Source organism: Streptomyces sp. NPDC054813, from assembly GCF_053611365.1.
Genome location: NZ_JBSHAF010000039.1, coordinates 1 through 25,568, shown reverse-complemented (window position 1 = coordinate 25,568; position 25,568 = coordinate 1). Strand labels below are relative to the sequence as shown.

Annotated in this window: 23 protein-coding genes; 14 read left to right on the top strand and 9 right to left on the bottom strand. The window is 70.5% G+C overall.

What is annotated here, in order from left to right; translation table 11 throughout:
- Positions 1 to 230: 230 nt before the first annotated feature.
- Both ACWGJB_RS45855 and ACWGJB_RS45850 read left to right on the top strand, forming a co-directional pair.
- Positions 231 to 1,130: an SGNH/GDSL hydrolase family protein gene (locus tag ACWGJB_RS45855; protein WP_453385982.1), complete on the top strand. Its 900-nt coding sequence runs from the start codon at positions 231 to 233 to the stop codon at positions 1,128 to 1,130.
- 23 nt (positions 1,131 to 1,153) lie between these two features.
- The gene (locus tag ACWGJB_RS45850; RefSeq protein WP_453385981.1) at positions 1,154 to 2,128 is read left to right on the top strand and encodes an aldose epimerase family protein; all 975 of its coding nucleotides are present in this window, start codon (positions 1,154 to 1,156) and stop codon (positions 2,126 to 2,128) included.
- Between the two features lie 217 nt (positions 2,129 to 2,345).
- Here ACWGJB_RS45850 and ACWGJB_RS45845 read toward each other — a convergent pair whose 3' ends face one another.
- The gene (locus tag ACWGJB_RS45845; RefSeq protein WP_453385980.1) at positions 2,346 to 2,729 is read right to left on the bottom strand and encodes a RidA family protein; all 384 of its coding nucleotides are present in this window, start codon (positions 2,727 to 2,729) and stop codon (positions 2,346 to 2,348) included.
- Between the two features lie 59 nt (positions 2,730 to 2,788).
- On the opposite strand from ACWGJB_RS45845, the gene ACWGJB_RS45840 reads away from it, so the two are divergent.
- Together ACWGJB_RS45840 and ACWGJB_RS45835 are read left to right on the top strand one after the other, a co-directional pair.
- Positions 2,789 to 3,721 carry a LysR family transcriptional regulator gene (locus ACWGJB_RS45840; protein WP_453385979.1) on the top strand — a complete coding sequence of 311 codons (933 nt, stop codon included), beginning with the start codon at positions 2,789 to 2,791 and terminating at the stop codon, positions 3,719 to 3,721.
- A 76-nt stretch (positions 3,722 to 3,797) separates the two neighbouring features.
- Positions 3,798 to 5,033 (top strand): pyroglutamyl peptidase, encoded by a 1,236-nt coding sequence (locus ACWGJB_RS45835; RefSeq protein ID WP_453385978.1) that lies wholly within the window; start codon positions 3,798 to 3,800, stop codon positions 5,031 to 5,033.
- On the opposite strand, the gene ACWGJB_RS45830 is transcribed toward ACWGJB_RS45835, so the two are convergent.
- Entirely contained in the window at positions 5,023 to 5,823 is an 801-nt protein-coding gene (locus ACWGJB_RS45830; RefSeq protein ID WP_453385977.1) for an EI24 domain-containing protein, read from the bottom strand. The genes ACWGJB_RS45835 and ACWGJB_RS45830 overlap by 11 nt on opposite strands.
- Positions 5,824 to 6,015: 192 nt before the next feature.
- On the opposite strand from ACWGJB_RS45830, the gene ACWGJB_RS45825 reads away from it, so the two are divergent.
- Positions 6,016 to 7,176, top strand: a complete 1,161-nt coding sequence (locus tag ACWGJB_RS45825) for a serine hydrolase domain-containing protein (RefSeq protein ID WP_453385976.1) — start codon at positions 6,016 to 6,018, stop codon at positions 7,174 to 7,176.
- 164 nt (positions 7,177 to 7,340) lie between these two features.
- Here ACWGJB_RS45825 and ACWGJB_RS45820 read toward each other — a convergent pair whose 3' ends face one another.
- Together ACWGJB_RS45820 and ACWGJB_RS45815 are read right to left on the bottom strand one after the other, a co-directional pair.
- Entirely contained in the window at positions 7,341 to 7,760 is a 420-nt protein-coding gene (locus ACWGJB_RS45820; RefSeq protein WP_453385975.1) for an organic hydroperoxide resistance protein, read from the bottom strand.
- A 94-nt stretch (positions 7,761 to 7,854) separates the two neighbouring features.
- Positions 7,855 to 8,853: an NADP-dependent oxidoreductase gene (locus ACWGJB_RS45815; RefSeq protein WP_453385974.1), complete on the bottom strand. Its 999-nt coding sequence runs from the start codon at positions 8,851 to 8,853 to the stop codon at positions 7,855 to 7,857.
- Between the two features lie 90 nt (positions 8,854 to 8,943).
- Here ACWGJB_RS45815 and ACWGJB_RS45810 point away from each other — a divergent pair, with 90 nt between their 5' ends.
- Entirely contained in the window at positions 8,944 to 9,393 is a 450-nt protein-coding gene (locus ACWGJB_RS45810) for a MarR family winged helix-turn-helix transcriptional regulator (RefSeq protein ID WP_453385973.1), read from the top strand.
- Positions 9,394 to 9,436: 43 nt separating this feature from the next.
- Here ACWGJB_RS45810 and ACWGJB_RS45805 read toward each other — a convergent pair whose 3' ends face one another.
- A complete protein-coding gene (locus ACWGJB_RS45805) occupies positions 9,437 to 9,910 on the bottom strand; it encodes a carboxymuconolactone decarboxylase family protein (RefSeq protein ID WP_453385972.1) in 474 nt (157 codons plus the stop codon).
- A 122-nt stretch (positions 9,911 to 10,032) separates the two neighbouring features.
- Entirely contained in the window at positions 10,033 to 10,884 is an 852-nt protein-coding gene (locus tag ACWGJB_RS45800; RefSeq protein ID WP_453385971.1) for an SCO2400 family protein, read from the bottom strand.
- Positions 10,885 to 11,085: 201 nt separating this feature from the next.
- On the opposite strand from ACWGJB_RS45800, the gene ACWGJB_RS45795 reads away from it, so the two are divergent.
- The 8 genes from ACWGJB_RS45795 (at position 11,086) to ACWGJB_RS45760 (ending at position 21,621) form a co-directional block, all read left to right on the top strand.
- Positions 11,086 to 12,243 carry a mandelate racemase/muconate lactonizing enzyme family protein gene (locus ACWGJB_RS45795; protein ID WP_453385970.1) on the top strand — a complete coding sequence of 386 codons (1,158 nt, stop codon included), beginning with the start codon at positions 11,086 to 11,088 and terminating at the stop codon, positions 12,241 to 12,243.
- The gene (locus tag ACWGJB_RS45790) at positions 12,240 to 13,244 is read left to right on the top strand and encodes a zinc-dependent alcohol dehydrogenase (RefSeq protein ID WP_453385969.1); all 1,005 of its coding nucleotides are present in this window, start codon (positions 12,240 to 12,242) and stop codon (positions 13,242 to 13,244) included. The genes ACWGJB_RS45795 and ACWGJB_RS45790 overlap by 4 nt, the downstream gene beginning before the upstream one ends.
- A 112-nt stretch (positions 13,245 to 13,356) precedes the next feature.
- Positions 13,357 to 14,334 carry a hypothetical protein gene (locus ACWGJB_RS45785; protein ID WP_453385968.1) on the top strand — a complete coding sequence of 326 codons (978 nt, stop codon included), beginning with the start codon at positions 13,357 to 13,359 and terminating at the stop codon, positions 14,332 to 14,334.
- Between the two features lie 105 nt (positions 14,335 to 14,439).
- Positions 14,440 to 15,549: a multiple monosaccharide ABC transporter substrate-binding protein gene (gene chvE, locus ACWGJB_RS45780; RefSeq protein ID WP_453385967.1), complete on the top strand. Its 1,110-nt coding sequence runs from the start codon at positions 14,440 to 14,442 to the stop codon at positions 15,547 to 15,549.
- Between the two features lie 43 nt (positions 15,550 to 15,592).
- Positions 15,593 to 17,143 (top strand): multiple monosaccharide ABC transporter ATP-binding protein, encoded by a 1,551-nt coding sequence (gene mmsA / locus ACWGJB_RS45775; protein WP_453385966.1) that lies wholly within the window; start codon positions 15,593 to 15,595, stop codon positions 17,141 to 17,143.
- Positions 17,140 to 18,384 carry a multiple monosaccharide ABC transporter permease gene (gene mmsB, locus ACWGJB_RS45770; RefSeq protein WP_453385965.1) on the top strand — a complete coding sequence of 415 codons (1,245 nt, stop codon included), beginning with the start codon at positions 17,140 to 17,142 and terminating at the stop codon, positions 18,382 to 18,384. Before mmsA ends, mmsB begins: the two co-directional genes overlap by 4 nt.
- A 161-nt stretch (positions 18,385 to 18,545) precedes the next feature.
- Positions 18,546 to 19,700: an aldose epimerase family protein gene (locus ACWGJB_RS45765; protein WP_453385964.1), complete on the top strand. Its 1,155-nt coding sequence runs from the start codon at positions 18,546 to 18,548 to the stop codon at positions 19,698 to 19,700.
- Between the two features lie 235 nt (positions 19,701 to 19,935).
- Positions 19,936 to 21,621 carry a pyridoxal phosphate-dependent aminotransferase gene (locus ACWGJB_RS45760; protein WP_453385963.1) on the top strand — a complete coding sequence of 562 codons (1,686 nt, stop codon included), beginning with the start codon at positions 19,936 to 19,938 and terminating at the stop codon, positions 21,619 to 21,621.
- 302 nt (positions 21,622 to 21,923) lie between these two features.
- Here ACWGJB_RS45760 and ACWGJB_RS45755 read toward each other — a convergent pair whose 3' ends face one another.
- From ACWGJB_RS45755 to ACWGJB_RS45745, 3 genes are all read right to left on the bottom strand, one after another.
- A complete protein-coding gene (locus tag ACWGJB_RS45755; protein ID WP_453385962.1) occupies positions 21,924 to 23,534 on the bottom strand; it encodes a methyltransferase in 1,611 nt (536 codons plus the stop codon).
- A gap of 57 nt (positions 23,535 to 23,591) precedes the next feature.
- Positions 23,592 to 24,752: a 4-hydroxybenzoate 3-monooxygenase gene (locus tag ACWGJB_RS45750; RefSeq protein WP_453385961.1), complete on the bottom strand. Its 1,161-nt coding sequence runs from the start codon at positions 24,750 to 24,752 to the stop codon at positions 23,592 to 23,594.
- 289 nt (positions 24,753 to 25,041) lie between these two features.
- Positions 25,042 to 25,568, bottom strand: a 527-nt coding sequence (locus tag ACWGJB_RS45745) for a sugar phosphate nucleotidyltransferase (RefSeq protein WP_453385960.1), incomplete at its 5' end; no start/stop codon positions are given.

Here is a 25,568-nt window from a genome sequence, read left to right as displayed (position 1 = left end):
GCTGGCGGCAGTGACACGAAGGCCGCGTTGATGGCGAGGCTACCGTGCGGCGGTGCAAGGAGTGTGACGTACCGTCGGTCCCACAGCCAGGAAACCCCTGCCATTCACCCAGGGGGACGCTTGTACGGGGGTGGACCGTTGCAGGGCGGGGGGGTGGGAACTCCCGTGCGTTGTTATGGAGGGGCACCAACCAGCCGACCTGACCAGCCGACGGAGAGGACCAGCGGGGTATGCGGAAGCAGCGATGCCGGCGTGCGCGTGCCCTGATCGGTGTCGTCGCCGCGACCGCCGCGCTGGCGCTGGCCGGGTGTGATGTGATCGGCGGCTCGTCCTCGGCGGGCGACGGCGGCCGGAAGCAGGCCCCCCGGGCGGTGTCGGTGTGGGACCGCAGCCCGTCCTCGATCGCGGCCGTCGGCGACTCCATCACCCGTGGTTTCGACGCGTGCACGGTGCTCTCGGACTGCCCGGAGGTGTCCTGGGCGACCGGCACCAGCGACCAGGTGGACAGTCTGGCGGTACGGCTGCTGGGGCGGACCGGGGCGGCCGACCACAGCTGGAACTACGCCGAGACGGGCGCCCGGATGGCCGACCTCTCCGGGCAGATGGCCGAGGCGGCGGCACGCAGGCCGCAGTTGGTGACGGTGATGGCGGGTGCGAACGACGCCTGTCGTACGTCGGTACGGGCGATGACCTCGGTGGCCGCCTTCCGCGCCCAGTTCGAGGACGCGCTGGGCACCCTGCGCAAGGCGCTGCCGAAGACGCAGGTGTACGTGTCGAGCGTGCCGAATCTGAAGCGGCTGTGGTCGCAGGGGCGGACCAACCCGCTGGGCAAGCAGATCTGGAAACTGGGCATCTGCCCTTCCATGCTGGGCGACGCCGACGATCTGACCAGTGTGGCGACCCTGCGCCGGGACAAGGTGCAGCAGCGGGTCGAGGAGTACAACAAGGTGCTGGCGGAGGTCTGCGCCAAGGACCGGCGGTGCCGTTTCGACGGCGGGGCGGTGTACGAGTACCGCTTCGGCACGGATCAGTTGAGTCACTGGGACTGGTTCCACCCGAGCACCGACGGCCAGTCGAAGCTCGCCGCGATCGCCTACCGGACCATCACGGCGGCGGACCCGGTGGACTAGACCCTTGGCTTAGGGTTTCCCTCATGAGCGAACTTTTCGGCGCACTTTCCGACGGCACCGAGGTGCACCGCTGGACGCTGGAGCGCGCGGGGACCCGGGTGCGGGTCCTGTCGTACGGCGGAATCGTGCAGTCGGTCGAGGTCCCGGACCGGGACGGGCGGACGGCGGACGTGGTGCTGGGGTTCACCGGCCTGGACGGCTACCTGGAGCATCCCGGCCCGTACTTCGGCGCCCTGGTCGGCCGCTACGCCAACCGGATCGCGCACGCCCGCTTCCCGCTGGACGGCGTGACCTACGCCCTGGAGCCGAACAACGGGCCCAACTCCCTGCACGGCGGCGCCGGCGGCTTCGACAAGCGGGTGTGGGAGGCCGAGGGCGTCGAGCACGGGGTGCGGCTGACGCGGGTGAGCCCGCACGGGGAGGAGGGCTTCCCTGGGCGGCTGGAGCTCACGGCGACGTACACGCTGGATGCGTCCGGCGCGCTGCGCGTCTCCTACGAGGCGGTCACCGACGCGCCGACCGTCGTGAACCTCACCAACCACAGCTACTTCAACCTCGCGGGCTCCGGGAACGCGGGCGGCCATGAACTCCGGATCGCCGCCTCCCGGTACACCCCCGTCGACGGCGACCTGATCCCGACCGGCGTCCTGGCGGACGTCTCCGGCTCCCGTTTCGACTTCCGTACGGCCCGCAAGGTGGGCTCCGGCTACGACCACAACCTGGTCCTCGACAAGGGCGTCACCGACTCCCCCGCCGAGATCGCCGAGCTGCACGACCCGGGCTCCGGCCGCACCCTCACCGTGGCCACCACCGAGCCCGGCGTCCAGCTCTACACGGCCGAGCACCTGAGCGGCCCGTTCGCCCCGGGCGACGGCATCGCCCTGGAGACCCAGCACTTCCCTGACTCCCCCAACCGCCCGGAGTTCCCGAGCACCCGCCTCGACCCGGGCACGGTGTACCGCTCGGAGACGGTGTACGGCTTCGGGGTGCGGGACTGACCGAGACAGCCGCAAGCCCCGGTCCAGGGGTCAGGTCCCGGACCGGGGCTGCTCAGGGGGGACAGGTCCCGGCTCAGACCCTAGCCGCGGCTGTGGGCCGACGGCCGGTGACCGCCCTCCCCACAGCTATCCCGTACAACCCCTTCACAAACACCCACGAGCCGTCCCACATCCCGGACGCCCGCCGCGGGACCCCGACGGTGCCCCCGGTACGGCCTCAGCCGGCCACCGCCGCCACGGCCTCCACCTCCACCACGGCCTCCGGCCGGAACAGCCGGGACACCTCGAACGTCATGCTGGTCGGCGGAGTGCCGGTGAGGAACTCCCGGCGTACGGTGCCGTACTCGGCCAGCTGGGAGATGTCGGTCAGATACGTGCGGATGCTGATGACGTCGCCCAGGGTCGCGCCGTGGGCGCGGAGCAGCGCGGCGAGGCCCTCGAAGACTCCTCGGGTCTGCTCCGCGAGGGTCGCGCCCTCGGCGATCTGACCGGAGACGAACAGCAGAGCGCTGCCGTCGGCGTGTTCGACGCGGGCGACCTGGGAGTAGTAGGGGCTCGCGGGCTGGGGAGCGTCGGCTGGGTTGTCCAGGGTGATCTGCATGTCCACCGACGCTAGAACCGGCGCCGGAATGCGACAAGCGAATGTCTAGCATGACTGCCATGCGTGACTCGCATCAGTATGAGGTCCCTGACATCTCCAGCACCTGGCTGCGCGTCTTTCTGGAGGTGGCCGGCGGTGGCTCGTTCACCGTGGCCGCGCGCCGGCTCGGGTGGACACAGTCCGCCGTGTCCCGGCAGATCGCCGCTCTGGAGTCGGCGCTCGGCGGCGCCCCGCTCTTCGACCGGCTGCCGAGGGGCGTACGGCTCACGGAGGCCGGCCGGACGCTGGTCCCGCACGCCGAGGCGGTCACCGGGTCGCTGCGCGAGGCGGTCGGGGAGCTGACGGCGCTGCGTGAACTGACCGGCGGGCGGTTGCGGTTCGGTGCGTTCCCGACGGCGGACGCGGCCCTCGTGCCCCGCGCCCTGGCCGCCTTCCGCGCCCGCCATCCCGGCGTGGCGCTGCGGCGCGAGGAGGGCCTCACTCCGGCGTTGCTGGACCGGCTGGCCGCCGGGCGGCTGGACCTGGCGATCGTCTCGACGACCGGCGACGCCCCGCTGGAGGCGTACGACCTCCATCATCTGCTCGACGAGTCGCTGTACGTGGCCGTCCCGGCGGCGCATCCGCTGGCGCGCTCCGGTGCGGTGCGGCTGGCCCAGCTCGCCGACGCCGAGTGGATCTCCGGCGGCCCCCGGCCCGAGGGCACCCTGCTGGACGCGGCCCTGCGGCAGGGTTTCCGGCCGCGGGTGGCCCATGTCGTCGCCGAGTGGACCGCCAAGCAGGGGTATGTCGCCGCCGGGCTCGGAGTGGTCCTGGTGCCGGCGCTGGCGGCCATCGCCGTACGCCCGGACATCGTGCTGCTGCCGGTGCTGGACGAAGGCGCCCCGGCACGGGCCGTGTACGCGGCGACGGTACGCGGCCGGTCCCCGTCCCCGGCCGGACAGGCGTTCGTGACCGTGCTCCGGGAGGTGGCCCGGTCGCTCCCCCTGGCGTAGACCACACCGCGTCCCGCAAGCGATACTGCGGCCCGGACGGCACCACGCACCCCACTGCGACGGAAGGCCAACTCTCTTGAATTCGCTGCGCGTTCGGATCGGTGTCCTTGGAATCGCCCTGCTGGCCGGGGCGCTTGCCCCGGGCGCCGCACACGCGGCCACCGCGCCCTCCCCCACCGTCGAGGAGCAGCGGCTGGACCGGGCCGTGCCTCAGGAGATACTCCGGCGGTCCGGGTTCGACGCCGTGGCACCGGAGTTCGCGCGGGCGCTCGACGGCGCACGGTCGTACGCACAGGCCCGGCGGATCGTCGTACGGCACGGGTCCGCGCTGTGGCGGCGGGCCGTGGACCGGGCGCAGGGGCGGGGGCCGGTCTCCGGTGACATCAGCCGGGACGACGACCGGCCGCTGTACTGGGCGCGGCTCGGGATGACCCGTGACGTGCGCACCTGGGAGCCGGGGTTCGGGCTGAGCGAGCGGCAGCGGGCGGCGCTGCTCGACGTGCTGGAGCGGACCTCGCGGGGGCAGACCGACATCCGGTACCCCGGCAAGGGTGTGCGGCGGATCCTGGTCACCGGGTTCGACCCGTTCACGCTCGACCGGGACATCAGGATCTCCAACCCGTCCGGGGCGAGTGCGCTGGCCCTCGACGGCACGGTCGTACAGACGGCAAAGGGGCCCGCGCGGGTGGAGACGGCCGTCTTCCCGGTGCGGTGGGACGACTTCGCGCAGGGGACCGTGGAGCGGACGCTGCGGCCGTATCTGCCGAAGGTGGACCTGTTCACGACCGTGAGCCAGGGGCGGGTCGGGCGGTTCGACGTGGAGCGCACCAACGGGGCCTGGCGGGGCGGGTTCCCCGACAACGACAACGTGAGCCGGACGGAGACCGTCCCGGTCGCCGACCCGGCCTCGCAGCCGCAGTGGACGACCACGACCCTGCCGTACGCGGCGATCGTGGCGGCGCCGACCGGACGGTTCCCGGTGTACGACCACACCGAGGTGACCGAGATCCCGGCAGGCAGCACGGAGGCCGTCGTACGGGCGGACGGGCCGACTCCCGGGTCCACGGCACGGGCCGGGGGCGGCGGGGACTATCTGTCCAACGAGATCGCCTACCGGGCCACGCTGCTGCGCGACCGGCTGGGGCTGCACGACAGCCTGCCCGGCGGGCATGTGCACACGCCGGTGCTGCAGTTCGGGGCCGGGAACACCACCGAGGTGACCGATCCGGAGTTCGTGCGCAACCGGGTGGACATCATCGACCAGGTGCGGGCGATCGTGACCGTGGCGGCGGACGCGAGCTTCAGGAAGTGACCCGCCGGTCCTGGTCCCGGTCCTGATCCGGGTCCTCCTGCGCCGTCTCCTCGCCCAGCAGGTCGCGGGCGAGGAGGGTGGCGCCCGCGACCGCGCCCGGCATCAGGAACACCGCGACGAAGGGGACCAGGAAGGCGAGGCCCAGCGGGGTGCCGAAGCCCCACACCAGGGTCTTGCGGGAGCGCAGCAGGGCGAGCCGGGCGCGCAGGTCGACGCCCCGGCGCTGAAGGGCGACGGCGGCGAGTTCCTCGGTGAGGAAAAAGCCGGTCACGAAGAACCCCACGACCGGTACGACGGTCTGCCCGACGAGGGGCAGGAAGCCGAGGGCGAAGAGCAGCAGGCCCCACAGGCCGGCCCGGAGCAGAACGCGCAGGCTGTCGCGGGCCGAGATCCACAGCTCGCGCCAGAACGGCAGCCCGGACTCTGGCGCGGTGCCGTCGGGCGAGACGTCCGCGTCGACCTTCTCGGAGAGGTTCTCGTAGAAGGGCTGGCCGATCAGCAGCGTGACGGCGGTGAAGGTGAGGACCGCGAGCAGGAGGCCGAGGGCGAAGAGCACGGCGGTGAGGAAGCCGCGGAAGAGGCCGAGCCAGGGGCTGGACCAGTCGTCGGCGAACGGGGTGGCCCAGGCGACGAAGTCCTCTCCCCATATCGCGAGGGCGACCAGTGCCGCCGCGTAGAGGACAAAGGCGATCAGGCCGGGCAGCAGACCGAAGCCGTACTGCTTGCCGTGCCGGCCGACCCACCGCTGGCCCTTGAGCAGATATCCGAAGCCCACCCCGAGATCACGCATGGCGAAAACTTTACCGGTGCGGTCCCGGGGCGCAGTGGGGGTGTGGACCCACCGGGACAGTGGTGCCACCAAGACCCCCTGGTCGCTGTTGAGTCGAACGGGTGCATCCCGCCGTACCGATTCTCAGGAACCAGAGGGCAGGGCGTTGTTCACCATGGGAGCTGCTTGCGGCGGCTCGGTTGAGGAGAGCGGATGACGCAGGAGATCACCGTCCGGGGCACGGTCGCGGAGGGCTTCGAGGGAGTGCGCGAGGAGTTCGCCGCCTTCGTCGCCGGCGAACCGACCGACTACGAGGGACAGTTGTGTGCGTACGTCCACGGTCGGCGGGTCGTCGACCTGTGGGCCGGCGAGGGGGCCGACGGGGACTCCCTCTACGGCGTGTTCTCGTCCACCAAGGGCGCGGCCCATCTCGTCGTGGCGATGCTGGTGCAGGACGGCACGCTGGAGCTGGACCGTAAAGTCACCTACTACTGGCCGGAGTTCGCCGCGGAGGGCAAGGGCACGCTGACCCTGCGGGACCTGCTCGCGCACCGGGCGGGCCTGGTCGGCACCGACACCGGGTTCAGCCCGCAGGAGCTGACCGACGACCGGGCGATGGCCGAACGCCTCGCCGACCAGCGGCCGTTCTGGCGCCCCGGCACCGCCTTCGGCTACCACGCCCTCGTCATCGGGGCCCTCACCGGCGAGGTGGTACGGCGGGCGACCGGCCGTACCCTCCAGGACGTGTACGAGGAGCGGGTCCGGGCACCGTACGGCCTCGGCTTCTTCCTGGGCCTGCCGGCCGCGCACGAGCCGCGTTTCCGCACGACCCAGGCGATGCGGCCGACACCGGAGCAGCAGGCGCTGCTCGACGCCCTCCCGTCCGGCCCGCGGACGCTCGCCGGGATCGCCTTCAACGGGCACGCGGCCGAGCCCATGGACCTGGCGGCCCTGCCCAACGACCCGCGGGTCCGGGCCAGGGGCCCGGCGTCCTTCGGCGGGGTGGCCTCGGCGCGCGGCCTGGCCGGGATGTACGCGGCGCTGCTCAGCGAGATCGACGGCAAGGCGCCGCTGCTGAAGGACGACACGGTCGCGGAGTTCGGCCAGTTCCACTCGGTGGGGTACGACCTGGTGGCGCGTGCCCACAAGTCGTACGGCCTGGGCTTCCAGGCGACGGCGGACACCTGGCACCCGTTCCTGGGCGCGGGCACGATCGGCCACAGCGGCGCGGCGGGCTCCCAGGCGTTCGCGGACCCGAGAAGCGGGGTCGCCTACGGCTACACGCGCCGACGGTTCGCCTTCCCGGGCGGAGCGGCACCCGAGAACAACGCCCTGGCGAAAGCCGTACACGAGGCAGCACTTGAAACCCGCTGAGCGCAACTCACCCAAGGGGCGCGGGGCTGTATCGATGTGCGGCTCCGCCGCGTGGGCGCGAGCAACCACAGACCACCCGCACCGGCACTGATTCCGCACCCCGCAGACGAGAGACCGCACCCCACGTCCAAGGGTGCGGCCTCCCCACAGCGCAACGAGCGCCGTCAGACCAGCGTCACGCTGATGTTTCCGCGAGTCGCCTTCGAGTACGGGCAGACCTGGTGAGCCTGCTCGACAAGGTCGCGGGCAACCCCCTCGTCGACGCCCGGAATCACCGCGGAGATCTCCACGACGAGCCCGAACCCCTCCTCGTTCCTCCCGAGTCCCACCTTCGCGGTGACGGTCGAACCGGAGACGTCGACCCCGGCCTGCCGGGCGACGACCCCCAGCGCCCCCTGGAAGCACGCGCTGTATCCCGCGGCGAACAGCTGTTCCGGGTTGGTCCCGGCCCCGCTGCCGCCCATCTCCTTCGGCGGGTTCACGACGACGTCGATCCGGCCGTCGTCCGTGGCGACCCGGCCGTCGCGGCCGTTCTCGGCCGTGGCGACGGCGGTGTACAGGACGTCGGACTGCTGAATGGGCATGCGGTTTCTTCTCTCCTCGGTCCGCCGCGACTCGCGCCCACGATCGACGACGGTTCGGAAAGAAGTTACCGCATGCCGGAAAGCGTAGGCAGTCCTACAGCTTGACGATCATCTTCCCGGTGTTGTCGCCGCGCAGGACCCCGAGGAACGCCTCCAGGTTGTTCTCGATGCCCTCGACGACCGTCTCGCCGTACTTCAGCTGCCCGGAGGCCACCCACGGGCCGACCTCGACGACGAACTGCGGCTGCAGGTCGTAGTGGTCGCCGACCAGGAAGCCCTCGATCCGGCCGCGGGTCTGGATGAGACGGGCGAGGTTCTTCGGGCCGGGGGCGGGCTCGGTGTTGTTGTAGACGGAGATCATGCCGCAGACCGCGATCCGGCCGTCCCGGTTCAGCTGCCCGATGGCCGCCTCCAGGTGGTCGCCGCCCACGTTGTCGAAGTAGACGTCGACGCCGTCGGGCGCGGCCGCCCGCAGCTGCTCGGCGACGGAACCGTTCTTGTAGTTGAAGGCCGCGTCGAAGCCGTACTCCTCGACCAGCAGCTTGACCTTCTCGTCGGAGCCGGCCGAGCCGATCACCCGCGAGGCGCCCTTGAGCTTCGCGATCTGGCCGACCTGGCTGCCGACCGCGCCGGCCGCACCGGAGACGAAGACCGAGTCGCCCTCCTTGAAGGAGGCGGTACGCAGCAGGCCCGCGTAGGCGGTGAGGCCGGTCATGCCGAGGACGCCGAGGTACGTCGACAGGGGCGCCGCCGCCGCGTCGACCTTGACGGCGTTCTTCGCGTCCATGACCGCGTACTCGCGCCAGCCGAAGAAGTGCAGGACGTGGTCGCCGGCCGCGATGCCCTCGGCGTTCGACTCGACGACCTCGCCGACCGCGCCGCCCTGCATGACCTTGCCGAGCTCGAAGGGGGCGGCATACGACTTGGCGGCACTCATCCGGCCGCGCATGTACGGGTCGACCGAGAGGTACTTGTTCCGCACGAGTACCTGCCCCTCACCCGGTACCGGGACCTCCGCCTCGACCAGGGCGAAGTCCTCGGGCTTCGGCCAGCCGACGGGACGGCTCTGCAGGTGCCACTCGCGGTTGATCATGACGTGCGCCTTTCCTGATTACTTCAGTACCTGAAACAACCATGCTCCTTAATATTTCAGGATGTCAAGTAACGGGGTACTCTTGGGCGCATGTCGTCCTCACAGTCCAGTCCAGCCAAGACCCGGCGCCCCGACGCCCTGGCCCTGGAGGTCGTCGAGCTGATCGGTGATGTCGTGTCCCGTTTCTACGCGGACTACGAGGAGGCGGCGGGCGAGCACGCGCTCACCGGGGCGCAGGCGCGGCTGCTCAGCCTGCTCTCGCTGGAGCCGCTGCCGATGCGGAAGCTGGCCCAGAAGCTGAAGTGCGAGCCGTCGAACGTGACGGGGATCGTGGACCGGCTGGAGGCGCGGGGGCTCGCGGAGCGGCGGCCCGACCCGGCCGACCGCCGGGTGAAGCTGGCCGCGGCGACGGACGAGGGCCGCCGGGTCGCCCGCGAGCTGCGCGACGGGTTGCGCTTCGCGCGCGAGCCGCTGGCGGGGCTGTCGGACGCGGAGCGGCTGACGCTGCGGGATCTGCTGCGGCGGATGCTGGACGCTTAGCGGGGGCCGCCGCCGAGGTCGGCCGGCAGCCCCCCTCGGACGGTTACGCGAACTGGCCGGGGCGGTAGTCGCCGGCCGGCTGCTGGAAGATGACGTTCAGCCGGTTGTAGGCGTTGATCAGGGCGATCGTCGCCACCAGCGCGACGAGTTCCTCTTCGGTGTAGTGCTTGGCCGCGTTCTCCCACACCTCGTCGGGGACCCCGCCCGCCGCGTCGGCGATCCGGGTGCCCTGCTCGGCCAGCTCCAGCGCGGCGCGCTCGGCCTCGGTGAACACGGTCGCCTCGCGCCAGGCGCCGACCATGTGGAGGCGCTGCTGGGTCTCGCCGGCGGCCGCCGCGTCCTTGGTGTGCATGTCGAGGCAGAAGCCGCAGCCGTTGATCTGGCTGGCGCGGATCTTGACCAGTTCCAGGGTGGCGGCGGGGATCGACGTCCCCTCGGCGGCCTTGCCCGCGCCGTTGAAGGCCTTGATCAGCTTGTTGGCGATGGGGCTGGCGAAGAGGTTCAGACGGGCTTCCATGGTGTGTTCCTCCGTTGGGTTCAGCGGGATACACACCTATGACGGAGCGGGTTCTGCGGATGTGACACGGTGACCGGGGATTTGCTGGGTTTGCTTCGGTAGACCTTTGGGCGCGGGTCGCCCTAGGAGCACCACCACAGGAACCGCGTGCACGAGTGGCTCTGCGACGGGGTCGGGCTCGGGTTGGAGGTCGTCGGGTTCGCCGTCGGTGTCGAGGCCGCCGTGGATGTCGGTGCCGCCGTCGGTGTCTGCGGGCCGGTGCCCGGGCCCGTCGTCGCCGACTGTGCCGAGGTGTCCTTCGGGGACGCCGACGGGGAGTCGGACGCCTTGTCCTTCGACGCGGACGGGGACGGGGAGGCGGAAGGGTCCGCGGAGGCCGAACTCGCCGGGCCGGTCGCGCCGGACGTGTCTCCCAGCGGCTCGGCCGTCGCACCCGGGGACGACGTCGACGTGCCGCCGTCGGCGGTGTCGCCGCCCGCGGAGGCCGGGCCGGGGCTGGTGAACGGTATGGCGTCCGTGCCGAGTTCGGCGAGGCTCAGGGCGCCAGCCGCCAGTACGCACGCCGCGCTCACGAGCAGGATCCTGCGGCGCCGCCGGCGATGGGCCGCGGCCTTGCGGTCGCGACGGCTGCCGTCGGCCCCGGACGGTTCCTCGACGCCCTCGGAGAGGCTCTCGGCGGCTCGCCCCCGGCTCCGGCCGCCACGCCCGCGCGCCGCCCGTCGCCGGTCCGCCCGGCCGCCCGGCAGGGGCTCGTCGCCCTCGCCCTCGTCGTCGTAGCCGTCGCCGTCCGTGCCGGTGTCGGTGTCACCGTGGCCGTCGCCGGGGAAATCCGGCTCCGGGTAAGGGGTTTCACCGGTCGCGGCCGGGGCCGTCGCTTCCGGCGCGGACGCGCGTAGCGTCTCGGCGGGAGTGCCGCACCCCGGACAGGCGAGGGCGCCGTTGAGGTGCCGTCGGCACGGGTGGCAGTAGTCCATGACGCGGGAAGACTAAGTTCCCCACCGGTCACTTAACCACCCGGCCCTGTGAAGGTTCTGTGGGGGACCGAAAAAGCTGTCGAAAGTCTTGCCGAAACCGTTACCCGTTCGCCCCATTGACACCCCCGCCGCCCCGTCCTTACTGTCACGCCAGCATTTCGAACGTGTGACGAAATCTCGAACAGCTGAGGGGCAACTGCCGTGCGCATCACCGGAATCAGCACACACGTGGTCGGGACGCCGTGGCGCAACCTGACGTACGTCCAGGTGCACACCGACGAAGGGATCACGGGAGTCGGCGAGACCCGGATGCTCGGGCACACCGACGCGCTGATCGGCTATCTGCGGGAGGCCGAGGCCAACCACATTCTCGGTTCGGACCCGTTCGCAGTGGAAGACCTCGTACGCCGGATGAAGTACGGCGACTACGGCCGGGCGGGCGAGATCGTCATGTCCGGCATCGCCGTGATCGAGATGGCCTGCTGGGACATCAAGGGCAAGGCCCTGGGCGTGCCGGTGTGGCAGCTGCTCGGCGGGAAGGTCACCGACCGGGTCAAGGCGTACGCCAACGGCTGGTACACGACCGAGCGAACGCCGGAGGCCTACCACAAGGCCGCCCAGGGGGTGATCGAGCGCGGGTACCGGGCGCTGAAGATCGACCCGTTCGGGACCGGGCACTTCGAGCTCGACCACGAACAGACGCTGTACTCCGTGTCGCTGATCGAGGCCGTGCGGGACGCCATCGGGCCGGACGCCGAGCTGATGCTGGAGATGCACGGCCGCTTCTCCCCCGCGACGGCCGTACGGCTCGCGCGCGAGCTGGCACCCTTCAAACCGGCCTGGCTGGAGGAGCCCTGCCCGCCGGAGAACCTGAAGGCGCTGGAGAAGGTCGCCGCCAAGGTGGACATCCCGGTCGCCACCGGTGAGCGCATCCACGACCGCATCGAGTTCCGCGAGCTCTTCGAGAGCCAGGCCGTGGACATCATCCAGCCGGACGTCGGCCATATCGGTGGAATCTGGGAGACGCGGAAGCTGGCCGCCACCGCCGAGACGCACTACGTACTGATCGCCCCGCACAACGTCGGCGGGTCCGTGCTGACCGCCGCCTCCCTCCAGGTCGGGTTCACCTCCCCGAACTTCAAGATCCTGGAGCACTTCAACGACTTCGCCGACGCCGAGATCAAGAAGGTGGTCAAGGGCGCGCCGGAGGTCGTCGACGGGTACTTCCAGCTGTCCGACGCACCCGGCCTCGGGGTGGAGTTCGACGCCGACGCCGCCGCCGAGTTCCCGCAGCAGCAGGCCCGCTTCGACCTCTGGGCCGACGGCTGGGAGCAGCGCAGGCCCAAGGGGTCCAAGTGAGCTCCCAGATCGTCGTCGAGGCGCCGGGCAGCCACCGGGTGGAGGAGCACACGCCTCGCGAGCCCGGCCCCGGCGAGGCGCTGGTCGCCGTGCACGCGGTCGGGATTTGCGGAAGCGACCGCGAGGTGTACCAGGGGAACCGGCCCGAGGGGTACGTCCGGTACCCGCTGACGCCGGGCCACGAGTGGTCGGGGACGGTGCGCTCGGTCGGCGCCGGGGTCCCTGGAAGTCTGGTCGGCCGCAAGGTCGTCGGCGAGGGGTTCCGGAACTGCCAGGTCTGCGACCGCTGCCACGCCGGCGAGACCACTCTGTGCACCGACGGGTACGAGGAGACCGGGTTCACCCAGCCGGGCGCCATGGCCGCCACGCTCACGCTCCCGGCCCGGCTGCTGCACGCCCTGCCGGACGACGCGGACCTCACCGCCGCCGCCCTTCTGGAGCCCGCCGCCTGTATCGCGGCGGCCGCGCTGAAGGGCAACGCGCAGCCGGGCGAGCGGGTCGCGGTGGTCGGCACCGGGACGCTCGGGATGTTCGCCGTGCAGTTCCTGAAGGCGATCTCGCCGGGCGAACTGCTGGTGGTCGGGACCCGGAACGACCGGGAGGCGCTCTCCCGGCAGTTCGGGGCGACCGACTTCCGTACCAAGGACCAGGAGCTTCCCGACGACTTCGACGTCGTCATCGAGACCGCCGGGTCCGCGTCCGCCGCGCGCACCGCCGCCGCGCTGCTCCGGCGCGGCGGGCGCCTGGTCCTGACCGGTATCCCGGCCGCCGGCGCCGAGGGCCTGGACCCCACCGATCTCGTCGTACGGCAGCTGGAGGTGCACACCGTCTTCGGGGCACCGCCGGACGCCTGGTCGCACACGGTGCGGGTCTTCGGGGCCGGGCTCCTCGATCCGCTGCCGCTGGTCACGCACGAGCTGCCGCTGACCGAGTTCCCCCAGGCCATCGAGCTGGTGGGAGCCGGTGATCCGAAGGTGGGCAAGGTGCTGCTCCGCCCCTAGTCGTACGCCGGCCGCGGCGTGCCCTGACCTCGCCGTGGCCGGCGTACCACCAAGCCTTTTGCCGCCCCGAGCCGCGAACCTTGTCCGAAATACCGAACACGAAGGACAGCTTGTGACGACCGACGCTTCCGTTACGGCGGCCCGCCGACCCGGTGAGCAGGCACTCACCGCCCTCGGTCTGGGCGCACCCGCCCTCGACCCCGCCGACGCCTCCGCCCACACCTTCCCGGGCGGCGGCAAGTGGCGCACCGAGATCCCCTCCTGCGAGGGTCCCGAGGCGCTGGCCGTCGTACTCAAGGAGTCGTCACGGCTGGACGTGCCGATCCACCGGATCAGCCAGGGCAGCGGCGTGTGGATGCTCACCGACGCCGAGATCACCGAGATGGTCGAGGCGACGAACGAGCGTGACATCGAGCTCTGCCTGTTCACCGGTCCGCGCGGCACCTGGGACATCGGCGGCTCCGTGCGCTCCGACTCGCGGGGGGCCGGACTGCGCGCGCGTGGCCACGACGCGGTCGCCGGATGCGTCGAAGACGCCGTGCGGGCGACGGAGCTGGGCGTCAAGTGTCTGCTCGTCGCCGACGAGGGCGTGCTGTGGACGCTGCACCGGGCCCGGCAGGCCGGGATCATCCCGGCCGACACCACGCTGAAGGTGTCCGCGCTCGTCGGGCCGGTCAACCCGGCGTCGTACTCCGTCTTCGAGCACCTCGGCGCCGACTCCGTCAACGTGCCGAGCGATCTGACGCTCGATCACCTCACCGAGATCCGCCGGGTGTCCGGCGCCCCCATGGACATGTACATCGAGGCCCCCGACGACCTCGGCGGCTACATCCGGATGTACGAGGTCGCCGAGCTGATCCGACGCGGCGCACCGATCTACCTGAAGTTCGGCCTGTCCAAGGCTCCCGGCATCTACCCGTGGGGCACCCATCTGCGGGACGTGACCCTGGACACGGCGCGGGAGCGGGTGCGGCGGGGGCGGCTCGCCCTGGACCTGCTCGCCCGGCACGGGGCGGACGGGGAGATGGCGCCGCTGGGGTCCCGGTTGCCGGGGGTTCTCAACCGGTTCCCCACCGAGGGTTCTGCCTGATGAACGTCGGGAACTGCGGGTCCGTTGTGGCTGGTCGCGCAGTTCCCCGCGCCCCTTCGGGGCGCTTCAACCTCTCAACGACGAGAAGAACAGGGACCGATCACTATGCGCACTCGTAGAAGCGCCCTCACTCTCATAGCCGGGGCCGCCTCGCTCGCTCTCACCCTCTCCGCCTGCGGGCAGAGCGGTGAGGGCGGCAGCAAGGAGGGCAGCGGCAGCGCCAAGGGCGGCACGATCGGCATCGCGATGCCGACCAAGTCCTCCGAGCGCTGGATCGCCGACGGCAAGAACGTCGTCAAGAACCTGGAGTCCAAGGGTTACAAGACCAAGCTGGTCTACGGCGAGGACAACCCGGACACCCAGGTCTCCCAGATCGAGAACCTGATCACGCAGGGCGTCAAGGGCCTGATCATCGCGGCCATCGACAACAAGTCCCTGAACAACGTGCTCCAGGAGGCCGCGGACGCCAACATCCCGGTCATCGCCTACGACCGGCTGATCCTCGGCACCAAGAACGTCGACTACTACGCGTCCTTCGACAACGAGAAGGTCGGCGTCGAGCAGGGCACGTACATCGTGCACAAGCTGGGCCTGGACAGCGGCAAGAAGGGCCCGTTCAACATCGAGCTGTTCGCCGGCTCGAACGACGACAACAACACCAAGTACTTCTTCAACGGCGCGATGAGCGTGCTCCAGCCGTACATCGACAAGAAGGAGCTGGTGGTCAAGTCCGGCCAGACCGCGCTGAACAAGGTCACCACCCTGCGCTGGGACGGCGCGACCGCACAGGCGCGTATGGAGGACATCCTCACCTCCTCCTACAAGTCCGCCAAGGTCGACGCGGTGCTCTCGCCGTACGACGGCATCTCGATCGGCATCCTCGCCGCGCTGAAGTCGGACGGCTACGGGTCCAGCAGCCAGCCGCTGCCTGTCATCACCGGGCAGGACGCCGAGCTGGCCTCGGTGAAGTCGATCATCGCGGGCGAGCAGACGCAGACCGTCTACAAGGACACCCGGCAGCTCGCCAAGGTCGCCGCGACCATGGTCGACGACGTGCTGAACAAGAAGACCCCGCAGGTCAACGACACCAAGACGTACGACAACGGGTCCAAGGTCGTCCCCGCCTACCTGCTCCAGCCGGTGAGCGTCGACAAGTCCAACTACGAGGACGTCCTGGTCAAGGGTGGCTACTACACCGACGCCGAGCTCAAGTAATCCGCCGACCCCTGATCGACCATCACTGATTGGAAGGCAGACCATGGCGGGACCCGTCCTGGAAATGCGCTCGATCGTCAAGACCTTTCCCGGTGTCAAGGCGCTCTCGGACGTCACCCTGACCGTCCGTCAGGGCGAGGTCCACGCCATCTGCGGGGAGAACGGCGCCGGCAAGTCGACCCTGATGAAGGTCCTCTCCGGCGTCCATCCGCACGGTAGTTACGAGGGCGAGATCCTCTTCGAGGGCGAGCCGTGCGAGTTCGGTGACATCCGGGCGAGCGAGCAGCGCGGCATCGTGATCATCCACCAGGAGCTGGCGCTGTCGCCGTACCTCTCGCTGGCGGAGAACATCTTCCTCGGCAACGAACACGCCAAAGGCGGGTTCATCGACTGGCGGGAGACCCTGCGGCACGCCACCGAGCTGCTGCGCCGGGTGGGTCTGGACGACCACCCGGAGACCCGCGTCACCGACATCGGCGTGGGCAAGCAGCAGCTGGTGGAGATCGCGAAGGCGCTCTCGAAGAAGGTGAAGCTGCTCATCCTCGACGAGCCGACCGCGGCTCTGAACGACGAGGACAGCGGCAAACTCCTCGACCTGATCCTGGAGTTGAAGAACCAGGGCATCACCTCGATCATCATCTCGCACAAGCTCAACGAGATCCGCCGGGTCGCCGACTCGGTGACGATCATCCGCGACGGTCACTCCATCGAGACCCTCGACGTGAAGTCGGCGGAGACGACGGAGGAGCGGATCATCTCCGGCATGGTCGGCCGCGACCTCGACCACCGCTTCCCCGAGCGCACCCCCTACGAGGGCGAAGAGGACGCGGCACCGGCCCTGGAGATCCGCGACTGGACCGTGCGGCACCCGATCGACCAGGAGCGCAAGGTCGTCGACGACGTGTCGATCCATGTCCGGCGCGGCGAGATCGTCGGAATCGCGGGGCTGATGGGCGCGGGCCGGACCGAACTCGCGATGAGCGTCTTCGGGCGGTCCTACGGCCGGTACGCGGGCGGCTCGGTCCTCAAGGACGGCACCGAGATCCGTACCAAGTCGGTCGCCGAGGCGGTCGGCCACGGCATCGCCTATGTCACCGAGGACCGAAAGCACTACGGCCTCAACCTCATCGACACCATCAACCGCAACATCTCACTGACCGCGCTGAACAAGGTCGCCAAGCGCGGGATCGTGGACGAGCACGAGGAGCGGCAGGTCTCCGAGGGCTACCGCACGTCCATGAACATCAAGGCTCCGACCGTCTTCGAGCCGGTGGGCAAGCTGTCGGGCGGCAACCAGCAGAAGGTCGTCCTCAGCAAGTGGATCTTCGCGGGCCCGGACGTGCTGATCCTGGACGAACCGACCCGCGGGATCGACGTCGGCGCCAAGTACGAGATCTACACGGTCATCGACCAGCTCGCCGCCCAGGGCAAGGCGGTCGTCTTCATCTCGTCCGAGCTGCCCGAACTGCTCGGCATGTGCGACCGCATCTACACCATGGCCGCGGGCCGGCTGACCGGTGAGGTGCCCCGGGCCGAGGCCACGCAGGAAGTGCTGATGCGCCATATGACGAAGGACAAAGAGGTAACGCGATGAGCACGGATGTCACCGCCAAGAGCCCGGCGCCCGCGCCGCCGGGCAAGAGCGGATCGGCAGACGGCACCGGCCTGATCCGGCTGGTGCTCGACGGACTGCGCCGCAACATGCGCCAGTACGGCATGCTGATCGCGCTCGGTCTGATCGTCGCCCTGTTCGCGGTGTGGACCGACGGGGACCTGCTGCTGCCGCGCAACGTCTCCAACCTGGTCCTGCAGAACAGCTACATCCTGATCCTCGCCATCGGCATGATGATGGTGATCATCGCCGGCCACATCGACCTGTCGGTCGGCTCGCTGACGGCGTTCGTGGGCGCCTTCGCGGCCGTGCTGACGGTCAATCACGGGGTGCCCTGGCCGGTCGCGTTGATCCTGTGTCTGACGATGGGTGCCGTGGCCGGCGCGCTGCAAGGCGTGCTGATCGCCTACCTGGGCATACCGTCGTTCATCGTCACCCTCGCCGGGATGCTGCTGTTCCGCGGTCTCACGGAGATCCTGCTCCAGGGCCAGACCATCGGCCCGTTCCCGAACGGCCTGCAGAAGCTGGGCAACGGCTTCCTCCCCGAGGTGGGCCCGCACACCAACTACCACAACATCACGCTGCTGCTGGGTGTCGTGCTGATCGCCGCCGTGGTCTGGCAGGAGTTCCGGGACCGGCGCCGCCAGCAGGAGTTCGCCCTGGACGTGCCGCCCACCCGGCTGTTCCTGCTCAAGCTGACCGCGCTGATCGCCGCCATCCTCGTCCTCACCCTGCTGCTCGCCAGCTACAAGGGTGCCCCGATCATCCTGATCGTCCTGGGCGCGCTGGTCGTCGGCTACGGCTACGTGATGCGCAACGCGGTCTTCGGCCGGCACATCTACGCGATCGGCGGCAACCTGCCGGCGGCCAAGCTGTCCGGCGTCAAGGACAGGAAGGTCTCCTTCTACGTCTTCCTGAACATGGGCGTGCTCGCGGCCCTGGCCGGTCTGGTGGTCGCCGCCCGGCTGAACGCGGCCTCGCCGAAGGCGGGCGACGGCTTCGAACTGGAGGCGATCGCCTCCTCGTTCATCGGCGGCGCCTCCATGAGCGGCGGTGTCGGCACCATCCTCGGTGCCATCATCGGCGGTCTCGTCCTCGGCGTGCTGAACAACGGCATGAACCTCCTCAGTGTCGGCACCGACTGGCAGCAGGTCATCAAGGGCCTCGCCCTCCTCGCCGCGGTCGGATTCGACGTGTGGAACAAGCGCAAGTCCGGTTCGTAGTCAGCGCAGGCGCTCCGCTGGAAGGCCGAATGAAAACTGCGGGCCGGTGGGGGCTGGTCGCGCCCGCGCGGCGGCAGCCGCACATTCGACACACCCCCGCGCCCCTACGGGGCGCGGGATCCGGCGGGCGACTTTCAACTCTCTTTTCAAGGAGCCGCTAGATGGAACTGAACAGACGCACGGTCATCGCGGGAGCCGCGGCGGCGGGGATAGCCGCCACCACCCTCGGCACGGGTACCGCCGAGGCCTCCTCGGGAGGCAGGAAGCCGGTGAAGGAGCTCTTCGGTACCCTCGCCGACGGGACGAAGGTCTACCGCTGGTCCCTGGAGAACGGCGGCACCCGCCTCAAGGTCCTCTCCTACGGCGGCATCATCCAGTCCCTGGAGATCCCGGACCGGCACGGTAAGTACGCCAACGTGTCGCTCGGTTACGACAACCTGGCCGCGTACGTCGCCGGAACCACCTTCTTCGGCGCGACCATCGGCCGGTACGGGAACCGGATCGCCAAGGGCCAGTTCACCCTCGACGGCAAGAGCTACCAGCTCTCCGTCAACGACGGCGTCAACAGCCTGCACGGCGGCGCCAAGGGCTTCAACACGAAGGTCTGGGACATCGAGGGCTTCACCTCGGGCTCCGACGTCGGCCTGCACCTCCACTACACGAGCGTCGACGGCGAGATGGGCTACCCGGGGACCCTCAGGACGAAGGTCACCTTCACCCTCGACCGGCACGGCGACTGGATCATCGACTACGAGGCCACAACCGACAAGCCGACCGTGGTCAACCTCACCAACCACACCTACTGGAACCTCGCCGGTGAGGGCACGGGCACGATCGAGGACCACGAGCTGACGATCGCCGCCGGCCGCTACACGCCCACCGACTCGGGTCTGATCCCGACGGGCGAACTGGCCACGGTCTCCGGCACCCCCTTCGACTTCCGCAAGGGCAAGCCGGTCGGCCGGGACATCCGCGCAGGTCACCCCCAGCAGGTGCAGGCCAAGGGCTTCGACCACAACTGGGTCCTCGACAAGGGCGTCACGGCAAAGCCGGAGCACATCGCCACCCTGCGCGACCCGCGCTCCGGCCGTACCCTGAAGATCGCCACGGACCAGCCGGGCCTGCAGTTCTACTCGGGCAACTTCCTCGACGGCACCCTCATCGGCACCTCCGGCCACACCTACCGGCAGGGCGACGGACTGTGCCTGGAGACACAGCACTTCCCCGACTCGCCGAACCACGCGGCCTTCCCGTCGACGGTGCTTCGGCCGGGGCAGGTCTACCGGACGCGGACGGTTCATTCGTTCGGCGCCTGAGGTGAGACGGCGTGGGCGCGGCTGGTAAGGGGCTGGTCGCGCCCACGCGGCGGCAGCCGCATATCGACACAGGCCCGCGCCCCTTACGGGGCGCTGAAACTCACGTTTCTTTCACATCCGTTGAACAGCGTCACGCGTGACTCCGTACTCAAAGGCGGCCCGTGCTCCCCCGCGCGGGCCACCCCAGACGACGGGCCCGGTCGTCCCCACCGGGCCCGCCTCATACGGAGGTTCAATGGCAGGCAACGTCACCTCGTTGTTCCGCAGCGGCGCGCACAGCCCGTCGATGGCGGCGCTTACCCGTGAGGGGGGCGAGGGGGCCGGTCCCGTCGACTTCTGCATTCCCTGCAATCCGTACTTCCCCACCCCGGCGATGATGGAAACGATGGCGTCCAGACTGAAGGACATCATCACGTTCTATCCGAGCAGCGCCGACACCATCACCGCCGAGCTCTGCCAGCTCCTCCAGCTCCCGCCGCAGGCCGTCGCCATGGGCAACGGCTCCACCGAGCTGATCACCTGGATCGACCACCTGCTGGTCCGCGAGTCCCTCGCCGTCCCCGTCCCCACCTTCGGCCGCTGGACCGACCAGCCGATGGAGACCGGCAAGCGCGTCGACATGTTCCCGCTCCAGGAGTCCAACGGCTTCGCCCTGGACCTCGCGCAGTACGCCGAGTTCATCCGCAAGCGGGGCACCAGGGTCGCCGTCATCTGCAACCCCAACAACCCCGACGGCGGCTTCCTCCACAAGCAGGCCCTGGTGCAGTTCATGGACGCCATGGCCGACCTGGACCTGATCGTCATCGACGAGTCGTTCCTGGAGTTCGCCGACGCCGAGGCCGAGCCCAGCGTCGTCCAGGAGGCGATGCTCCGGCCGAACGTCATCGTGCTGCGCAGCCTCGGCAAGAACTTCGGTCTGCACGGGATCCGGTTCGGCTACATGGTCGCCAACCCCTCGCTGGCCGGCAAGGTCCGCTCGATGCTGCCGAAGTGGAACCTCAACGCGTTCGCCGAGTACGTCGTCTTCATGCTCAAGGAGCACGGCGCCGAGTACGCGCAGAGCCTGCTCCAGGTCCGCAAGGACCGGCTGGAGATGGCCAGCCAGCTCTCCGTCCTGCCGGGTCTGACCGTCTACCCCTCGCAGGGCAACTTCCTCTTCGTACGGCTTCCCGTCGGTGCCGAGGGCACGGTGGTCCGGGACCGGATGCTCACCGAACACCGCATCCTGGTCCGCGAGTGCGGCAACAAGATCGGTTCGTCCAGTCGCTTCCTGAGGCTCGTGGTGCGCCCCGAGGTGGACGTGCGTCGCCTGGTGTCCGCCATGGAGCAGGTGCTCTACGGGTCCAGGAGGGGAGCCGCCGTGCCCGAGCTGGGCAATGGGACCAGCTACAGCTCGGGTACGGCGGCGGTGGACCGGCTGGTGAGCGAGACCAACGGAGCGGGCATGCAGCTCGCCCAGGCCGTCGGCATGGGGCCCGTCCCGGGTCTCGCCGCGGCGCCGGCCATGGGGCCGGGTCTCGCCGCCGCTCCCGCCGCCGGTGTCGGCATGCCGCTCCCCGTCGCCGGTCCGCCGGCCGGGATGCCGATGCCGGCGGCAGCGGCCGCCCTGCAGCAGCCTCAGCCGATGGTGGCCCAGATGCAGGCGCCCATGCAGGCACCGATGCAGGCACCGCCGATGCAGGCGCCGATGCAGGCGCCCCCGATGCAGATGCCCATGCAGGCACCGGTGCCCGTGCCGCCGCCCGCTCCGGCCGGGCCCACCCCGACCGGGGTTCCGGCGCGGGGCGGACTGACCGCCGCGCAGGTGCGGGGCATGACCGCGCCGGCGCCTCCGCCGCCCGGACTGGCCCCGGCGCCGGCCACGGGGTGGCCGAACGCGCAGAGCTGGCCCAATGCGGCGGGGATGGGGCAGGCGGGGTAGCCGGGCGCCGTAGGGGTGCGGCGCGTGGACTGGTGCGGCGCCGTTGTGGCTGGTCGCGCAGTTCCCCGCGCCCCTTGCAGGGCCGCTTGATCTGGGCGGGGTCAAATGTCGCTCCGCCTGGTCGCGCCCACGCGGCGGTAGCCGCACATCGACACAGCCCCGCGCCCCTGTCGTGGCGCCTGATCCCCGCGGGGTCACAAGTCGCCGTGGCTGGTGGAACCGTGCCCCGTGAGGGGCGCGGGGAACTGTGCGGCCGGCCCCCACCGGCCCGCGGTGAACGGACCGCGCAACCAGCGGAGCGCTCAGCCCCGCACGGCGTGCAACAGCGACGCTCCGAGGGGGAGCGCGTAGCAGGCCGTCGGCTTGAAGCCCGCCCCCTCCAGCAGGCGCCCGTAATGGGCCTCTTCCCTCTCCCGGCCGCCCACGTTGCACAGCATGTGGACGTCCCAGGCTGCCGCTGTGCTGCCGGGCAACAGGCGTTCCACAACGAGCAGTTGGCTGCCCTCGCGCATCGCCTCGGCGCAGCGCTGCAGGATGGTCACGCAGCGTTCGTCGTCCCAGTCGTGCAGGACGCGGGACAGGAGGTAGACGTCGCCGCCCTCCGGTACGGACTCCGTGAAGTCCCCGGCGGCGAAGGTGCAGCGGCCGGTCAGGTCGGCCAGTTCGGTCCGGGCCGCCTCCAGGGCTTCCGGTCGCTCCAGGAGGACGCCCTCGACATGGCCGTGGGTCCGCAGCACCCCGCCGAGCAGCGCGCCGTTGCCGCCGCCGACGTCCACCACGCGCCGTACGCCGGAGAAGTCGACCAGGTCGGGGACCGGGGTGAACATCTCCGCGCTGGCGGCCATCGCCCGGTGGAAGAGGTCGCCGAGTTCGGGGTGCTCGGCGAAGTAGGGGAAGTGGTGCTGTCCGTAGCGGTGGGCGAAAGCTTCCTGCCCGGTGCGTACGGCGTACGTCAGGCCGGCGAAGGAGTCGTAGAACGGGCCGCCGTACAGCAGCGCGAGCGGGTGCAGGGAGAACTCAGTGCCGGTGTGCAGGGGCTCGCCGAGGGCGGTGAGGTGGTAGGTGCCGTCGGCCGAGGCGGTCAGCAGGCCCAGGGTGGCCAGGTAGCGCAGGAGCCGGCGCAGGGCGTCGGAGTCGGTGCCGGTGTGGTCCGCGAGGGTGTCGGCGTCCAGGCCCGGCCGGGCGGCGAGGTGGTCGGCGATGCGGAGTTCGGCCATGGAGCGGACGGCCTGGGTGGCCCAGGCGCCGGTCATCACGCCGAGGAGGGAGAGGGTCGCGTCCGGCACCGGGTCGTGGCGGCCGGGGAGGCGGAGTTCGAAGCGGCGGTGGTGGGCGGTGCGGAAGTAGAGGACGGTGACGTTCTCGTGCTTGTTGTAGCCGCCGCCGTCCGGGACCGCGCCCGCGCGTTCGGTCAGCAGGGTGCGCAGGCCGGCCGGGATCACCCGTCCCGGTGCGGTCACGGCGAACGCGTGGTGGGACTCGTGGCCGGCGGCGCGTTCGTCGGCGGCGACCGTCTCCAGCGGGGAGCCGGGCGGTACGGGCAGCGCGAAGATCTCCACGGTCCGCCCGGCGACGGGCACGTGCACGATCCCGACCGGACTGTCGGCGACGGCCGGGCCGTACCGCCGGGCCAGCCGTCCGCGTACCACCACGCTCGGTGTGACGGGTCCCGGTTCCAGCCCGGCGCGCCGCAGTTCGTCGGGGAGCGCGTCGAGGGAGGCGGGGAAGACCAGCACGGCGGTGTGGTCGTAGACGAGATGGCGGCAGACGTCGGCCCGCTCCTCGGCCGTCAGATCGGGCAGCAGGTCGGCGAGGACCCGGTCGGTGTCGTGGTCGCGGACGTGACCGGCCGCGTGCTGGATCCGTTCCAGGTCGGTTTCCGTCAGACATGCTTGAACGACGGAGAGGTTCATGAAGGGTTCCCGTTGATCGTGGGGTGGGGAGAAACCGGGGGTTGTGGGTCCCGGGGGTCAGATGCCGGTGTAGTTCTCGGCGAAGAAGTCCTGGTGGGAGCGGGACGTGCGGAGGCTCTCCAGGCGGGCGTACTGCAGCGCCCGCCCGTAGCGGGCCGTGTCGTCGTCGCCGTCGGGGCCGTGCAGCAGGGTGCTCATCCACTGTGAGAACTCGTGGGCGTGCCAGATGCGGGGCAGGCAGTCACCGGCGTACCGGGCGAGGCCGGCCTCGTCGCCGGTTACCACAGCCTGTGCAAGGGCGCGGGCGAGCGACTCGGCTTGCAGGATCGCGAGGTTGGCGCCCTTGGCCGCGGACGGGCTGATGAGCCCGGCGGAGTCACCGGCCAGCCACAGCCGTCCGGCGCCCAGGGTCTCCAGTACGTCGGAGCGCAGGTCGACGAGCGTCTTCTCCAGGACGGCGCCCTCGCACAGCGGCCCGAACTCGGCCGTCCGCATCCGGGTCGCCAGCTCCGTCCAGATCCGGTCCTCGCTCCACTCGGCGGGGTCGGTGCCGCGCGGGCACTGCAGGTAGTAGCGGGTGACGGAGGCGGTGCGGGCCATGTGGCCGGCGAACCCCCGCTCGTGCAGGGCGTATCCGACGGCCGACAGGCTGGGCGGGGCCGCGACGAGGACGGCCAGCCAGGAGACACCGTGGTCCCAGCGGGCGGTCCGGGTGCCGTGGGCCGTCATCGCGGCGCGGCCGATCCCCCGGTGTCCGTCGCATCCGGCGACGTACCGCCCGGTGACGTCCGTGCCGCCGCGCACCCGTACCCGGCCGTCGGTGACGTCCTCGCCCTCGGCGCCGAACCGGATCTCCCCGCCGCGCCGCAGGTACTCGGCGATCAGGTCCCGTACGAGTTCCTGCTGGGGGTAGACGGTGTGCGGCTCGCCGAGGCCCAACTTTCCGTAGTCCAGGGTGAATTCGCCCCGGTCGCTGCGGAACAGGCAGGTCGTGTGGGTCTGCCCGCGGGCGAGCAGGCCGGCCGCCAGGCCGTTCTCCGTCAGGATCCGCACCGAGTGGGGGGCGAGGAAACCGGCCCTGGCCCGGCCCTCCACCGCTTCCCGGGCGCGCCGCTCCAGGATCACGCAGTCGACACCGCGGTCCAGAAGCAGATTCCCCAGTACGAGCCCTGCCGGTCCGGCGCCGACGATCACTGCACCGACCTGTGCCGTTGTCATACCCGCCCCCGAAGTTTCCTTCTTGCCAGGAGGTTTCATATCAGCCGGATCCTGGATACAGGCGGCCAGAGCGGGATGATTAGCCCGAAAGGGTTGCCCAGGGCGACGAGAGGCAAGAGGCCGAGGGGGCGAACGTCGCGATGCCCGTCCGCAGTCATGCGGACGGGCATCGGATGGAGCGCCGGGCAGGCCTTGCACCTGCATTTCCCCGCAGGAAGCGGGGCGTCTTTCCTTGGACCACCAACGCAGCACCAGCCACCGGGTTCTGCGGCGACCAGCTCTGAGACGATCATACCGTATCCGGCTCGCCCTCCAGCTCCTCGTCGAGCCCGCGGACCAGGCCGCGCAGGACGGGCCCGTACTCGGGGTGGGCGAGGGCGAAGGCCATCTGGGCGACGAGGTAGTCGGCCGGGTTGCCGGTGTCGTACCAGCGGCCCTGGATGACCTGTCCGTACACGGCCCGGCTGGCGGCGTAGGCGTTGATGGCGTCGGTCAGGTAGACCTCGCCGGTGCGGTGCTCGTACCAGCGGCGGGTCTGTTCACGCAGTTCGTCGATGATGCCGGGGGTGATGACGTAACCGCCGATGGCCGCGTACGGGGACGGGGCGTCGGCCGGCGCGGGCTTCTCCACCAGGCCGGTGATGCGCAGCTGGCCCTCACCGAGGTCCTCCTTGACTATGGGCACGCCGTAGCGCTGGGAGTCGGCGGGGTCCATCGGCAGCAGGGCCAGCACCGGGCAGCCGGTCTGCTCGTAGGCGCGGATCAGCTGCTGGGAGCGGGGGACGTCGGCGACGAACACGTCGTCCGGCCAGAGCA